We start from the raw sequence: 14605 nt of genomic DNA, 5'->3' as shown, positions 1-14605 counted from the left end.
GGGAGTTTTTTGCCGCCGGGCCGCCCCAAGGCAAAAACGGCCCCCTCGGGGGGCAGCGGACCACGCGCAGCGGGGGAGCGTGGGGGGAGTTTTTTGCCGCCGGGCCGCCCCAAGGCAAAAACGGCCCCCTCGGGGGGCAGCGGACCACGCGCAGCGGGGGAGCGTGGGGGGAGTTTTTTGTCATATGCGGGAGGCAGGCGCCAGCTCCGGCCGCTGCGGCGCCAGCGGCACGCGCACGGCCACCAGCAGGCCGCCCGTTTCGGCGGGCGAGAGCCGGTGCGTGCCGCCCAGCCGGCGCGCGCGCCGTTCGATGTTGGGCAGGCCCATGCCCTCGGCGAGCGCGGTGCCGGCGGCGTCGAGGCCGCGGCCGTTGTCCTCGATCTGCAGGTGGAGCTCGCCGCCGGCGACCGCCACGCGCACGCGGCACTGGCTGGCGCCGCTGTGCCGGATGACGTTGGTGGTGGCTTCGCGCAGCACGCGCGCCAGGTGCAGCGACACCCGCGCGGGAATCAGCTGGCCGCCGTCGTCGGCGTGCACCTCCCAGTCGACCGCGATGGCGGCCGCGCGCAGGCGTGCCACGCTTTCCGCCCGCCAGTCGGCCACCATTTCGTGCAGCGGCGTGGGCTGCGCCTTCAGGTTGCGCACGGCCAGGCGCATCTCGTCCAGCGCCTCGCGGGCCAGCGCGGCCACGTCGTCGCCGCCACCCGGCGGCGTGCTGGCGTGCGCCAGCGACAGCAGCTTGGCGCCCAGGTCGTCGTGCAGGTCGTCGGCGATGCGCGCGCGCTCCTCGGCGGCGCCGCGGCCGTAGGCGTCGCGGGCCTCGATGGTGCGGCGGGCCAGCTCCAGCAGGCGCTCGGCCAGGCGGCAGTCGGAGCGGCTGAACAGCCGCGCCCCGCGGTCCTTGTGCCACAGCATCATGCCGGGCAGCCCCGCCACCGGCGGCACCGACAGCGCCGTGCCGCCGCCCACGATCGCCACCGCTGTGGTGGCGGCGGCGCCGGAGCGCGCGCCCCATTCGAGGTGCTGCGCGTGGAAGGTCTGCCGCAGCAGGTCGGCCCAGTGGTGCATGCGGTCGTCGGGCGGCGACAGGCCCAGCACCAGGATGCCGCTGGTCAGCTCGCGCGGCGAGGGGCCGCGCCGGGCCAGCACGCGGCGCCAGACCCAGTTGGCCAGGGGCGCGTACAGCAGGCCCGCCAGCGCCAGCGCCGCCAGCATGGCCAGCCCCTCGTTCAGCCAGCCGCCGGCGCGGATGAGCTGGTAGCACGCCAGCACCCCGATGGCGCCGCCCCAGATCAGCAGGAGCTGCAACGCCCAGTCGTCGAGGTCGAACGAACGCTGGCTGCGCAAGGCGACCGCGCTGCCCACGGTCAGGATCAGGGTGGAGCCCAGCACCCAGCTCTGCCCCAGCGGCGGCACGAGGCCCAGCAGCATGGGGACTTCCTGCAGCCCCAGCAGGCAACCGAGCCCCAGCGCCCACGGCCACGCCAGCGCGCGCACCATGGCGCGTTCGCGCGGCAGGTCGGCGGCGGCGCGCCACTGCCGCCAGAGCTGCGCCATGGTCAGGACGCAGGCCGTCAGCAGCATGGCGCGCTGCGCCCAGTTGGGCGACGGCAGCCACCACCGGCTGTCGGCCACGGCGCCAACGACGTAGGCCCCGAACAGCGCCGCCAGCAGCCGACGCGGCCCCAGGCGCTGCGGGAAATACGCGGCCGCGGCCGTCATGAAGAACTGCGACAGCAGGCTGCCGGCGTGGTTGGCCGTGGACAGCGCATGCATCAGGGCCGGCGGCAAGGCCAGCTCGCGCGTGCTGAACACGGCCGCCGCCGTCACCGCGACCAGCATCGCCAGGACGGCCGCGGCGGCGAACCCGGTGGCCGGCTGCAAGGGATAGACCGACAGCGCCCAGCCGGCAGCGACCATGCCCGCCACCGGCACCAGCAACTGGAACCAGAAGGCGAACGGCAGGCTGGCCAGGGCGCGCGTGGGCGCCGGGCGCACCACGTGGAGCGACTCGCGCCCGTCGGCCGCGCGCACCCACAGCCGCAGCGCCGGCGCGCGCAGCATCTGCGCCGCCAGATCCTGGCGCTGGTAGAAGCGGCCCCATGCGGCATAGCTGCCGAACATGTCCGGGTCTTCGATCAGGTCGCCCGGCTCCAGCCGCAGCGCCCGCGCGCCGTCGCCGGGCACCAGGGCCAGCAGGGTGGCGTTGGCGGGCACGCCGGCGGCCGCGGCCGGGCTGGCCGGTTCGACCTCCATGATGCGCACCGCGTCCGCCTGCACCTGCAACCGCAGGCCCACCCACGGCTGCGCCAGCGCCAGCGCCGTGGCCAGCGCGCTCAGCAGCACCGCCACCGCGGCCGCCAGCACGATGGCGTGGCGCAGCAGCCAGGGCACGGGGCGCGCCACCAGGCCGTCGTCCAGCGGCTTGGGCACGGTGAGCAGATCGAGCGGAGGGAACACGGGGCGGCGGATGCGAAAATGCGCCGGTGATTCTCAGGCATAGCTTCACCCCCCACAACAACACGCGCCTGGCGCACCTGTGCGGCCCCACCGACGAGCACCTGCGCAGCATCGAGGCCGGCTTGCAGGTGGCGCTGGCGCACCGCCACGAGCAGTTCAAGATCGACGGCCCCAAGAAGCAGGCCGAGCGCGCGCTGGACGTGCTGCAGGCGCTGTACGAGCTGGCCGACCGCCCGATCCGCCCCGAGACGGTGCAGCTCATGCTGGCCGGCGACGGCGCGCCGCTGGCCGAAGGTCCCGAAGGCGCCCTGGTGCTGCACACCCGCCGCAGCGACCTGAAGGCGCGCACGCCCAACCAGAGCGTGTACCTGGAGGGCATCGCCGGGCACGACATCACCTTCGGCATCGGCCCGGCCGGCACCGGCAAGACCTACCTGGCGGTGGCCTGCGCGGTGGACGCGCTGGAGCGCCAGGCGGTGCAGCGCATCGTGCTCACGCGCCCGGCGGTGGAGGCCGGCGAGCGCCTGGGCTTCCTGCCCGGCGACCTGACGCAGAAGGTGGACCCCTACCTGCGCCCGCTGTACGACGCGCTGTACGAGCTGATGGGCTTCGACCGCGTGGCCAAGGCGTTCGAGCGCAACCAGCTCGAAATCGCCCCGCTGGCCTTCATGCGCGGGCGCACGCTGAACCACGCCTTCGTCATCCTGGACGAGGCGCAGAACACCACGCCCGAGCAGATGAAGATGTTCCTCACCCGCATCGGCTTCGGCAGCAAGTGCGTGGTGACCGGCGACGTGAGCCAGATCGACCTGCCCAAGGGCGCCACCAGCGGCCTGATCGACGCCGAGCGCGTGCTGCGGCGCGTCAAGGGCATCGCCTTCACCCGCTTCACCAGCGCCGACGTGGTGCGCCACCCGCTGGTGGCGCGCATCGTCGATGCCTACGACGCCCAGCGCAAACGCACCGAAAACTCCTGATTTCATAGCTGCCTGCGCTTTACTGGCGGGCGCTGGAGGCCAAAATGAACCCTCCCCCGTTGCTCCACTCGCTGCGCGATGTTGCGGCATCCCCCCTCAAGGGGGCGCACCCACTGGCCGGGGGGACCCCGGCCACGGGTGCACTGGCCTGGCCTGCTCCGCGGCTACTCGGGTCTTTGCGTTTCATGCGATGCGGATGGCGCGCAGCGCTATGAATAGCTGAAATGTCCCTCAAATCACTCACCCTGTCGCTGCAGTTCGCGCGCGAGGCCGCCGGCCACCGCGCGGTGCTGCCGCGCCACGCCGTCGCGCGCTGGATCCGCCATGCGCTGGACCTGGACGCCGAGATCACCGTGCGCATCGTCGGCGAGGACGAGGGCCGCCGGCTCAACCGCGACTTTCGCGGCAAGGACTACGCCACCAACGTGCTGACCTTCGACTACGCCCGCGCGCCGCTGGTCGCCGCCGACCTGGTGCTGTGCGCGCCGGTGGTCGAGCGCGAGGCCGCCGAGCTGCGCCGCCCGCTGGCCGCGCACTACGCGCACCTGCTGGTGCACGGCGCGCTGCACGCCCAGGGCTGGGACCACGAGACCAGCGAGGCCGACGCCGAGGCGATGGAGGCGCGCGAGACCGCCGTCCTGGCCCGGCTGGGCTTCGCCGACCCCTACGTCACGCGATGAACACCAGCCCGCGCCCGAACACGGCGCGCACCGGCAAGGGCGTGCCGGTGGTGTCCAGCGTCTTGCGCCGCAGCCTGGTCAGCATCGACTCGATGCGGTGGAAGCCGTCCTCCACGCCGCCGTGCCCCATGGCCTCCAGCAGGGCCGACTTGGAAACCAGGCCGCCGTCGGTCGCCATCAGGCAGCGCAGAAAGTCCAGCTCGCGGCTGGTCAGCCGCACGACCAGCTGATTGGGCGCCACCAGCCGGGCGGCGGCGGGCTCCAGGCGCCAGCGCGCCAGGCCGGCGCCGGACGCCTGGCTGGCAGCCCCCGCGCCGCGCAGCTGGGAGCGGATGCCCGCCACCAGCTCGTTCATGTCGGTTGGCTTGACGAAGTACTGCAGCGCCCCGGCCTCCAGCCCGGCGATGCGGTGCTCCAGGTCGCCCAGCGCCGTCTGCACCACCACCGGAATGCGCTGCGCCGCCAGGCGCTGCACCAGGCTCAGGCCGCTCTCGCCGGGCAGCCCCAGGTCCACCACCACCAGGTCGGCCTTGTCGCGCAGCAGGCGCACGTAGAAAGCCTCGGCCGACTCCGCGCCCCAGGCATGAAAGCCCGATTTCTGCAGGAAACGGCAGACGTTGGCGCGGATGTCCTCGTCATCCTCCACCACGGCGATCGTGTACTCGGCCAACGGGCCGGCATTCGTCAACATGCTTGCATCGCGTCGATTTCGTTCCAGGATACGGCGTCCGTACCGCGCATCTTCGGGTATTGTCGGACGCTCGCATGACACGCGGCGCCATGGCCGGCGCCGCGTCGAGTATTCCGAGCGCCTCGACCCACTGCCATGCATGAGAACTCACCAATACTCACAATCGCGCTGAAGAAGACACGGGCCGGCGGCCTGCTGGCTTTTCTGGGCTGGGTGATGCTGTCGCTGGTGCTGGTGTCGCTGGCCGTGCTGAGCCCGCTGCTGTTCCCTGGGCCTGACCGGGGCCTGCGGCTGGGGCCTGATCTGCCGCTGAAGGTGCTGGAGGATCCGCACGGCGCGCTCACGGCCGAGCAGGTGGCGGCCCTGCCCGACACGGCGTTCACGGTGACGCGCCACCCGTTCAGCGGCGGCTATACGTCCAGCGTGTGGTGGCTGAAGGTCGAGGCGCCGCCGCTGGCGCCCACCAGCCCGCTGGCCAACGACGATCCGCTGTGGCTGGAAGTGCTGTCGCCCCGCCTGGACCGGCTGACGCTGTACCAGCCCGCCGAAGGCGGCTGGCGCGAGCGCACCAACGGCGACCACGTGCCGATGTCGCAGCGGGTGCGCGTGCGGCAGCTGCTGTTTCCGCTGCTGCCGCAGCGGCCCCTGCTGCTGCGCCTGCACACCACCGGATCGGCCTACGTGTACGGCACGGTGTGGCAGGGCAGCGGCCTGCTGGCCGACATCGCCCGCAAGGAATGGGCCTCGGGCATGCATCTGGGCATCAACCTGGCGCTGGCGCTGCTGATCGGCGGCGCCGCGCTGGCGCTGCGCACGCGCGCCGTGGTGGCCGCGGCGGTGCTGGCCTTCGTGGTGCTGGCGCACACCCTGAACGCGCGGGGCTACCCGCTGCTGTGGCTGCCCGAGTCGATGGCCCTCCAGTTCGAGGACGTGGTGCGCCTGGGCGTGTTCGCCCTGCCGGCGGCCTTTGCCTGGCAGGGGCGCGAGCTGTTCACGCGCGGCACCGTCTGGCGCCGCCTCGACCGCCTGATGGTGCTGCACGCCCTGGCGCTGGTGGCGGCCATGTTCAGCCTGCCGGCCGACTTCTTTGAACAAATCGCCTGGTTCGGCCTCTTCTCGCCCTGGCTGACGGCCACCCTGTGCGCGGTGGTGGCGTGGACCAACATGGCGCGCCGGGGCGCCACGCAGGTGCGCCTGCTGATGGCGGTGCCCTACACGATGCATGCGCTCATGGGCGTGCACGTGGCCTCCACGTACACCGGGCTGGTGTCCTCGCTGGTCGAGGCCGACGCCTACTGGCAGGCCGAGGCGCTGCTGCTGCTGATCATGGTCGCGATCGCCCTGGGCACCAATCTGGTGGCGCGGTTCCAGTACGCGCAGCGCCGCCAGGCCCAGCTGGTCGAGTCGCTGGCCCGTTCGGAGCACGTGCTGGACGAGCGCGTGCGCCGGCGCACCGCCGAGCTGCTGCAGGCGCGGAACACCCTGCAGGCGGCGCTGGACAGCGAGCGCGAGATGCGCGAGGAGCAGCGCCAGTTCTTCAACATGGTCAACCACGAGTTCCGCACGCCGCTGCAAGTGCTGGACAGCGCCGCCACCGAGCAGATCACATTCCCCTCGCCGGAGCTGGCGCCGCAGGTGGAGCGCGCCGAGCAGATCCGCCGCGCCTGCCGGCGCCTGTCCACCCTGGTCGACAACTGCCTGATCAGCGACCGCCTGGACACCACCGCGTTCCAGCTGCGGCTGGACCACGCGCCGATGAGCGAGCTGATCGACGACGCCGCCCAGCTGGCCCAGTGGTCGCCCCGCCACCAGCTGCGGCTGGACGTGGCGCGGGCGCCGGCCGAGTGGGAATGCGACCCGATGCTGGTGCGCATCGCCCTGTCCAACCTGGTGGACAACGCCGTCAAGTACGGGCAGCCGGGCGCCATCTCCCTCACCGCGCACACCGACGAGCACGGCAGCCTGCGGCTGTCGGTCGGCGACGAGGGGCCGGGCCTGCCGCCCGGCGCGGCCGAGCACCTGTTCCAGCGCGGGCAGCGCGGCGAGCATCGGGCGCGTGGGTTCGGCCTGGGGCTGTGGGTGGCCCGGCGCATCGCGCTGCTGCACGGCGGCGGCATCGAGGTCACGGCCACGCCCGAGGGCGGCACCTGCTTCACGCTGGTGCTGCCGGCCCAGGTGCCTCTGGAGGAGCGCGGCAGTCCGCTGGCCGGCCTCGCGGCGTAGCGCAGGCAGTGGAAACTCCTGATTCGATAGCTGTTGGCGCTTGTCTGGAAAGCGCTGGGGGCCAATATGGCACTTCATTTCCCACCCGGTCGCCGCAGCCGTGCGCAATGTAGTCAGCCAATTTTATTATTGTATTTTGATCATCAATAAATCAAAATACAAGGATGATTGATCGTCAGCTCAGCCCCCTGCTGGATGAACGCCTGGCCTTCTACCCCGGCATGGTGCTGCTGGGGCCGCGCCAGGTGGGCAAGACCACGCTGGCGCGCGCCGTCGCCGCCCGGCACCCGGGCGCGCTGCTGCTGGACCTGGAGCGGCCCGCCGACCGGGCGCAGCTGGCCGAACCCGAGCTTTTCCTGGCCCAGCACCGCGACAAGCTGGTGGTGCTGGACGAGGTGCAGATGCTGCCCGACCTGTTTACGCACCTGCGCCCCGAGATCGACGCCGACCGCAGGCCGGGCCGCTTCCTGCTGCTGGGCTCGGCCAGCGGCGCGCTGCTGCGCCAGCGCGCCGAATCGCTGGCCGGGCGGGTGGGCTACCTCGAACTGACGCCGCTGCTGGCCAGCGAGGTCGCCGGCGACCTGGACAGCCTGCAACGGCTCTGGCACCGCGGCGGCTTTCCCCTGGCCCATCTGGCGTCCAGCGACCGCCTGTCCCACGCCTGGCGGCAGGACTTCATCCAGACCTTCCTGCAACGTGACCTGCCGCAGATGGGCGTGAGCATCGCCGCCGACACGCTGCACCGCTTCTGGCGCATGCTGGCCCATTTGCAGGGGCAGTTGTTCAACGCGTCGCAGTTGGGCCAGTCGCTGGGCGGCGCCTCGCACAGCACCGCCACGCGCTACCTGGGCACGCTGATCGATGCGATGCTGGCGCGCCGGCTGGAGCCGCACCTGCCCAACGTGGGCAAGCGCCTCGTCAAGTCGCCCAAGGTTTACATCCGCGACAGCGGCCTGCTGCATGCGCTGCTGAACGTCGCCAGCTTGCCGGATCTGCAAGGCCACCCCATCGTCGGCGCGTCGTGGGAGGGTTTCGTGGTGGAGCAGGTGGCCGCACACCTGCCCGCTGGCGCACAGATGGCCTTCTACCGCACCGCCGCCGGGGCCGAGATGGATGTCGTCGCGCAGGCGGGCCGGCGGACCCTGGCCATCGAGGCCAAGTTCTCGTCCGCCCCCAGCGTGACCAAGGGTTTCTGGCACGCGCTGCACGATTTGCAGCCCACGCGCACCGTGGTGGTGGCGCCGGTGCAGCGGCGGTACCCGCTGAAGGATGGCGTCGAGGTGGTGCCCGTATGGGAACTGCCCGCGCTGCTGGCCGAACTGGCCTGAGGACGGTGCGCGCCCCGATCAACGCGGCGGCGCCGCGGCGCCCACGCGCAGCGGGATCGTCACCGGCCCGTCATTGACCAGCGCCACCCGCATGTCGGCGCCGAATTCGCCCGTGGCCACCAGCGGGTGCGCGGCGCGCGCCTGCCGCACGAAGTGTTCGTACAGCCGCCGCCCGTCCTGCGGCGGCGCGGCGCCGGTGAAGCTGGGGCGGTTGCCGCCCGAGGTGTCGGCCGCCAGCGTGAACTGGCTGACGACGAGCAGGCCGCCGCCCACATCCTGCACGCTGCGGTTCATCCTGCCGGCTTCGTCGCCGAAGATGCGCAGCTTCAGCAGCTTGGCCAGCAGCCGGTCGGCCACGGCTTCGTCGTCGCCACGCTCGGCGCACAGCAGCACCAGCAGGCCGGGGCCGATCTGGCCGGTGACGCGGCCAGCGATGGTGACGCGCGCCTCGGCGACGCGCTGTATCAATGCCTGCATCTTTTCGGCTATCTTTGGGTTCTGTCTTTGACCGCAAGGAGTATGTATGAGCCCGAGGACGATCCTGATGCGCCTGGCGCTTGCGCTGGCCCTGTCGCCGATGCTGTGGGCGCCGCTCGGCGCGACGGCGCAGAACAACTCCAGCCAGGCCATCGAGGCTGCGCGCAAGCACCGCGCGGAGACGGGCGGCCAGCGCGCCGCCGCGCCCGAAGCCGCGGCGGCCTCGCCGGCCGGCAAGCGGCCCTACCAGAACACCAACGACCCCAGCGCCGACCCCAACGTCAGCCTCCGGAGCTGCCTGAACCACGTCGGCATGAACGTGGCCGCGCGCGACCGCTGCATGCGCCAGCACTGCACCGGCCGCTGGGGACAGGGCGACTGCCCGGCCAGCGGCGGCAACGTCATCGGGCAGCAGCCGACCGGCAGCGCCAATACGCCGCTGGGCCGCTGCCTGCGCGAGGCCGGCAACAACCCCTTCAGGCGCGACGGCTGCGGCTGGCGCATCTGCAAGGGCAAACGGGAGACGTCGGCCGAGTGCGCCGCCTTCTACCCGCCCAACCCGTCGAACTGAACGCGGCCTTCAGCCAGCGCCCGGGCCGCCGGCCTCCAGCGACTCCAGCGCGTCGGACAGCAGGCCGACCGAACCGGTCGCGTGCCAGGCGGCCGTCTTCAGCCCGATGGTCAGCAGCGCCACCGCCACCGACGCGGCCATCAGGCGGCGCGGGGTGAGCCAGGGCGCGGCGGCGGCATTCATGCGGGAACTATCGAATCAATAGCTGCCAGCGCTTGCTGGACAAGCGCTGAAGGCCGATTTGACTTGTAAACTTCAAGTCAGCGTGACGCGCGCGAACTTGCGCTTGCCCACCTGCACCACGTAGGTGCCGGCGGCCAGCTTCAGGCCCTTGTCGCTCACCACGCCGGAATCGACGCGCACGCCGCCGCCGTCGATCAGGCGGTTGGCCTCGCTGGTGGAAGAGGCCAGGCCGGACTGCTTGAGCACCAGGCCGATGCCCAGCGGCGCGCCCGGCAGCGCCACGGCGGGGATCTCGTCCGGCACGCCGCCGCGGCTGCGGTTGATGAAGTCGGCCTCGGCCGCCTCGGCCGCCTGCGCGCTGTGGAAGCGCGCGGTGATCTCCTTGGCCAGCGCCACCTTGGCGTCCTTGGGGTTGCGGCCGGCGGCCACCTCGGCCTTCAGCGCGCCGATCTCGGCCATCGACTTGAACGACAGCAGCGTGTACCAGCGCCACATCAGCGCGTCGCTGATCGACAGCACCTTGGCGAACATGGTGTTGGCCGGCTCGGTGATGCCGATGTAGTTGCCCTTGCTCTTGGACATCTTCTCGACGCCGTCGGTGCCCTCCAGCAGCGGCATGGTCAGGATGCACTGCGGCTCCTGGCCGTACTCGGCCTGCAAGTGGCGCCCCACCAGCAGGTTGAACTTCTGGTCGGTGCCGCCCAGCTCGATGTCGGACTTCAGCGCCACCGAGTCGTAGCCCTGCATCAGCGGGTAGAGGAACTCGTGCACGCTGATCGGCGTGCCGGCCTTGAAGCGCTCGGCGAAGTCGTTGCGCTCCATCATGCGCGCCACGGTGTAGCGGGCGGCCAGCTGGATCATGCCGCGCGCGCCCAGGGCGTCGGACCACTCGCTGTTGTAGCGCAGCTCGGTCTTCTCGGGGTCCAGCACCTTGTAGGCCTGCGCCTTGTAGGTCTCGGCGTTGGCGCGGATCTGCTCGGCCGTCAGCGGCGGGCGCGTGCTGTTGCGGCCCGATGGGTCGCCGATCAGGCTGGTGAAGTCGCCGATCAGGAAGATCACCGTGTGCCCCAGGTCCTGCAACTGGCGCATCTTGTTCAGCACCACGGTGTGGCCGACGTGGATGTCGGGCGCCGTCGGGTCCAGCCCCAGCTTGATGCGCAGCGGCTGGCCGGTGGCTTCGGAACGGGCCAATTTTTGGACCCAGTCGTCCTGCGGCAGCAATTCTTCGCATCCGCGCAACGTCACGGCCACGGCCTCGCGCACTTTGTCGGTTACCGGATGTTCTGTAAGTTTGCTGTCAGGCGTCATCTGCTTTGGGTTGTAGGTGGCCGCCTACACCGCTATACTCGTTGGCTTAGGCCGCGATTTTACCGGCCATGCTCTTGCATCGAGAGCGCTTCGCCAGGCAGTCGCTTCGCGCTGCCGTGTCCTGCACAGATACCCCGGAACACTCCGCGCGTGAAGCAAGAACTGATATCCGCCGGCCTCGCCGTCGCCGACTTCCTCCACCGCCATCCCAAGCGCATCACCGCCGTGATCGGCGCGGTGCTGCTCGGTGGCGGCGGCGGCGCGTTCGCCGTGGCCTCGCTGGCCCCCGCCGCGCCGACCGAGCCGATGCGCCTGGTCTCCGAAGCCGTCCAGGCCGCCGCGCTGAACCCCCAGGCCGAGCTGCTGGACACCCATTCGTTTACCCTCTACCGCAGCGAGCAGACGCGCGCCGCCGACACGCCCGAGGCGCTGCTGGAGCGCCTGGGCCTGGCCGACCCGGCCGCCGCCGCCTTCCTGCGCAGGAACGCCACCGCCCGCCAGGCGCTGTTCGGCCGCGCCGGCCGCACCGTCACCGCCGAGGCCAGCGAGCGCCAGGAGCTGCGCCTGCTGCGCACCCAGTGGCTCGACCAGGAATCCGACGAGAGCTTCAAGCGCCTGGTGGTGGAGCGCACGGGCAGCGACTTCAGCGTCCGCGTCGAGACCGCGCCGCTGGTGGCCAGCGAGCGCATCGCCGGCGGCGTGATCCGCGGCACGCTCTACAGCGCCACCGACGAGGCCCGCCTGCCCGACAGCGTGACCAAGCAGCTGACCGAGATCTTCGAGTCCAACGTCGACTTCCACCGCGGCCTGCGCCGGGGCGACCGTTTCTCGGTGGTCTATGAAACGCTGGAAGCCGACGGCGAGCCGCTGCGCGCCGGCAGGATCCTCAGCGCCGAGGTGGTCAACCGCGGCAAGACGCACCAGGCCGTGTGGTTCAAGGAAGAAGGCGCCGCCAAGGGCGCCTACTACGCCTTCGACGGCCAGAGCCTGCGCAAGGCCTACCTCGTCTCGCCGATGGAAATCTCGCGCATCACCAGCGGCTTCGGCATGCGCAACCACCCGGTCTTCGGCTACAGCCGCGAGCATGCCGGCGTGGACTACGCCGCGCCCACCGGCACGCCGGTGCGCAGCGTCGGCGATGGCGTGGTCGAGTTCGCGGGCGTGCAGAGCGGCTACGGCAATGTCATCTACGTCCGCCACCGCAACAAGCGGGATTCCACGGTCTACGCGCACCTGTCGCGCCTCGACGTCAAGGTGGGCGACAACGTGATCCAGGGCGAGACCATCGGCGCCGTCGGCCAGACCGGCGTGGCCACCGGGCCGCACCTGCACTTCGAGTTCCGCATCGACAACGAGCCGCAGGACCCGACCGAGGTGCTGGCCGAGCAGCGCGAGAACGTGCCCGTCACCCCGGCCGGCAAGGCCGCGTTCGCCAGGCTGACCGCCGGCATGAAGACGCAACTGGCCGCGGCCAGCGAGCTGACGCGCGGCAGCTTCGAGTAAGCCGGCGGATCGCTATTGAAGAAGTAGCTGCCGGCGCATGCCCCATAAGGGCTGGCGGCCTTTTTTCTCCAAACACCCCATCGCATGACAAAGGGCGCCTGAGGCGCCCTTTGTCATGCGGCATGGCTGGGGGCCGTGCCCGTCATTCGGCCACCGAGAACGACGAGCCGCAGCCGCAGGTGGTCTGGGCGTTGGGATTCTTGATGACGAACTGCGCGCCCTGCAGGTCTTCCTTGTAGTCGATCTCGGCGCCGACCAGGTACTGGTAGCTCATGGCGTCGATCAGCAGCGAGACACCGTTCTTGGTCATGGTGGTGTCGTCGTCGTTGGCGATCTCGTCGAAGGTGAAACCATACTGGAAGCCCGAGCAGCCGCCGCCCTGCACGAACACGCGCAGCTTGAGGTCGGGGTTGCCCTCCTCGGCGATCAGGTCGGCCACCTTGGCGGCGGCACTGTCGGTGAAGACGATGGGGTCGGGCATCGCGGCGGGGGTCTGGATGTCTTGGGCAACGGCGCTCATGGCGGCTCCTGCGGTGGAATGGCGAAAAGTATACCGAAACAGTCGGAATTGTGCCGGGCGCGGTCAGGGCCGGTCCGGGTCCATCGTCGGCTCGGTCGGGCCGGTGGCGGCGGGCGGCGGTGCCGTGGCCACCGGATCGGACGGCGCCGGCGGCGGCGTCACCTGGGGTTGCAGCTGGCCGGCGATGACGGCGCCCTGCTGCATCTCCAGCGCCTTGTAGCGCACGTCGCCCTGCACGCGCGCCTTGGCGTGCAGTTCCAGCAGCTCGCGCGCCAGCACCGGGCCGACGACCGAGCCGGCGATCACCACGTGGTCGGCGCTGACGGCACCTTCGACGCTGCCCGTCTCGCCGATCACCAGCACCGTCGGCTGGCTGCCCTGGGCGGTGACGCTGCCGAGCACGGCGCCGTCGATCTGCAGGCCGTCCTCGAACACGCAGTCGCCGTCCACGCGCATGCCGGCGCCGATGGCGCTGCGGACGACGGGTTGCTTCTTGATACCGAGCATGGACAGACTCCTTGTGAGCAGCCTTTTTTACCACGCAGACAAGAAAAAACCGCACGGCCTCGAAAGACGCATGCGGTTTGATCGAAGGGCCGCGGAGCAGGCCAAGCCAGCGACCGCCGCGGAAGGGCTTGGCCCGCCCGCTGGCGGTGCCCCCTCGCAGGGAGGGTGGCGCGCCACATCGCGCAGCGCGTGGAGCCTGGGGGTGGGCCTGTTCAGCGCTTGCTGAACTGCTTGGCGCGGCGGGCGGAGTGCAGGCCGACCTTCTTGCGCTCGACCTCGCGGGCGTCGCGCGTCACGAAGCCGGCGGCGCTCAGCGCGGGCTTGAGGTTGGCGTCGTAGTCGATCAGCGCGCGGGTGATGCCGTGGCGCACCGCGCCGGCCTGGCCGGACTCGCCGCCGCCGTGCACGTTGACCTGGATGTCGAAGGCTTCGACGTTCTCGGTCAGCACCAGCGGCTGCTTGGCGATCATGATCGAGGTCTGGCGGCCGAAGAACTCTTCGATCGCCTTGCCGTTCACCGTGATCCTGCCGGAGCCTTTTTTCAGAAACACGCGGGCGACGCTGGTCTTGCGACGGCCGGTGCCATTGTTCCAATCACCAATCATTTACCGGCTCCTTCAGATTTCCAGCGCCTTGGGCTGCTGGGCGCTGTGCGGGTGCTCGGCGCCGCCGTAGACCTTCAGCTTCTTGATCATGGCGTAGCCCAGCGGGCCCTTGGGCAGCATGCCCTTGACGGCCTTCTCCAGCGCGCGGCCGGGGTGCTTGGCCTGCATGTCGCGGAAGTTGGTCTCGCGGATGCCGCCGGGGTAGCCGGTGTGGCGGTAGTATTTTTTATCCAGCTCTTTCGCGCCGGTGACGCGGAGCTTGGAGGCGTTGACGATGACGATGAAGTCGCCGGTGTCGACGTGAGGCGTGTAAATGGCTTTGTGCTTGCCGCGCAGACGGAGGGCCACTTCGCTGGCGACCCGTCCGAGCACCTTGTCGGTGGCGTCAATCACAAACCACTCGTGCGTCACGTCAGCGGGTTTCGCGCTGAACGTTTTCATGAGTTTTCCTGGTTTGGCCAGCCCTTTTCCACGGTCGGCGCTCCTCTTTGAATGGGAGCCTCTTAGGTGGGACGTTTGCTTTTGCCGCGGGGCTGAAAATCGCTGCAAAGCCCGCCATTATACAAAGGCGT

General features: G+C 70.7%; 14 protein-coding genes and 1 pseudogene. 6 read left to right on the top strand and 9 right to left on the bottom strand.

The features are described from left to right. Positions 1–180 precede the first annotated feature (180 nt). Positions 181–2460 carry an ATP-binding protein gene (locus QM772_RS14170; protein WP_415137529.1) on the bottom strand — a complete coding sequence of 760 codons (2280 nt, stop codon included), beginning with the start codon at positions 2458–2460 and terminating at the stop codon, positions 181–183. Positions 2461–2486: 26 nt separating this feature from the next. On the opposite strand from QM772_RS14170, the gene QM772_RS14165 reads away from it, so the two are divergent. Next, positions 2487–3437 carry a PhoH family protein gene (locus tag QM772_RS14165; protein ID WP_415137527.1) on the top strand — a complete coding sequence of 317 codons (951 nt, stop codon included), beginning with the start codon at positions 2487–2489 and terminating at the stop codon, positions 3435–3437. 224 nt (positions 3438–3661) lie between these two features. Continuing rightward, positions 3662–4117 (top strand): rRNA maturation RNase YbeY, encoded by a 456-nt coding sequence (ybeY, locus tag QM772_RS14160; protein ID WP_415137525.1) that lies wholly within the window; start codon positions 3662–3664, stop codon positions 4115–4117. Here ybeY and QM772_RS14155 read toward each other — a convergent pair. Continuing rightward, positions 4107–4808, bottom strand: coding sequence for a response regulator transcription factor (locus QM772_RS14155; RefSeq protein ID WP_415137523.1), 702 nt, complete (start codon positions 4806–4808; stop codon positions 4107–4109). The two genes, ybeY and QM772_RS14155, sit on opposite strands and share 11 nt — an antisense overlap. 135 nt (positions 4809–4943) lie before the next feature. Here QM772_RS14155 and QM772_RS14150 point away from each other — a divergent pair, with 135 nt between their 5' ends. Together QM772_RS14150 and QM772_RS14145 are read left to right on the top strand one after the other, a co-directional pair. Continuing rightward, positions 4944–7031 carry an ATP-binding protein gene (locus QM772_RS14150; RefSeq protein ID WP_415137521.1) on the top strand — a complete coding sequence of 696 codons (2088 nt, stop codon included), beginning with the start codon at positions 4944–4946 and terminating at the stop codon, positions 7029–7031. A 164-nt stretch (positions 7032–7195) separates the two neighbouring features. Beyond that, on the top strand, positions 7196–8359 hold the full coding sequence (locus QM772_RS14145; protein ID WP_415137519.1) for an ATP-binding protein: 1164 nt from the start codon (positions 7196–7198) through the stop codon (positions 8357–8359). 18 nt (positions 8360–8377) lie between these two features. Here the strand turns inward: QM772_RS14145 and dtd are convergent, their stop codons facing one another. Then, positions 8378–8836 (bottom strand): D-aminoacyl-tRNA deacylase, encoded by a 459-nt coding sequence (gene dtd, locus QM772_RS14140; protein ID WP_415137517.1) that lies wholly within the window; start codon positions 8834–8836, stop codon positions 8378–8380. A 46-nt stretch (positions 8837–8882) separates the two neighbouring features. On the opposite strand from dtd, the gene QM772_RS14135 reads away from it, so the two are divergent. Further along, positions 8883–9407 (top strand): hypothetical protein, encoded by a 525-nt coding sequence (locus QM772_RS14135; protein ID WP_415137515.1) that lies wholly within the window; start codon positions 8883–8885, stop codon positions 9405–9407. A 39-nt stretch (positions 9408–9446) separates the two neighbouring features. Here QM772_RS14135 and QM772_RS14130 read toward each other — a convergent pair. Continuing rightward, positions 9447–9590, bottom strand: a pseudogene (locus QM772_RS14130) (cation diffusion facilitator family transporter); the annotation flags it as partial. A 72-nt stretch (positions 9591–9662) separates the two neighbouring features. Continuing rightward, positions 9663–10898 (bottom strand): tyrosine--tRNA ligase, encoded by a 1236-nt coding sequence (gene tyrS, locus QM772_RS14125; RefSeq protein WP_415137513.1) that lies wholly within the window; start codon positions 10896–10898, stop codon positions 9663–9665. Positions 10899–11048: 150 nt separating this feature from the next. On the opposite strand from tyrS, the gene QM772_RS14120 reads away from it, so the two are divergent. Next, the gene (locus tag QM772_RS14120; protein ID WP_415137511.1) at positions 11049–12401 is read left to right on the top strand and encodes a peptidoglycan DD-metalloendopeptidase family protein; all 1353 of its coding nucleotides are present in this window, start codon (positions 11049–11051) and stop codon (positions 12399–12401) included. A gap of 142 nt (positions 12402–12543) precedes the next feature. Here the strand turns inward: QM772_RS14120 and erpA are convergent, their stop codons facing one another. From erpA to rplM, 4 genes are all read right to left on the bottom strand, one after another. After that, the gene (gene erpA, locus QM772_RS14115; protein ID WP_415137509.1) at positions 12544–12921 is read right to left on the bottom strand and encodes an iron-sulfur cluster insertion protein ErpA; all 378 of its coding nucleotides are present in this window, start codon (positions 12919–12921) and stop codon (positions 12544–12546) included. A 63-nt stretch (positions 12922–12984) separates the two neighbouring features. After that, on the bottom strand, positions 12985–13428 hold the full coding sequence (locus QM772_RS14110) for a bactofilin family protein (RefSeq protein WP_415137507.1): 444 nt from the start codon (positions 13426–13428) through the stop codon (positions 12985–12987). A gap of 212 nt (positions 13429–13640) precedes the next feature. Further along, positions 13641–14033, bottom strand: coding sequence for a 30S ribosomal protein S9 (gene rpsI, locus QM772_RS14105; RefSeq protein WP_415137505.1), 393 nt, complete (start codon positions 14031–14033; stop codon positions 13641–13643). 12 nt (positions 14034–14045) lie between these two features. Then, a complete protein-coding gene (gene rplM, locus QM772_RS14100; protein ID WP_415137503.1) occupies positions 14046–14474 on the bottom strand; it encodes a 50S ribosomal protein L13 in 429 nt (142 codons plus the stop codon). Positions 14475–14605: the final 131 nt, after the last annotated feature.

The organism is Ottowia sp., assembly GCF_047601385.1.
GTDB lineage: Bacteria > Pseudomonadota > Gammaproteobacteria > Burkholderiales > Burkholderiaceae_C > Ottowia.
This window is presented reverse-complemented; position numbering and strand designations above follow the sequence as displayed.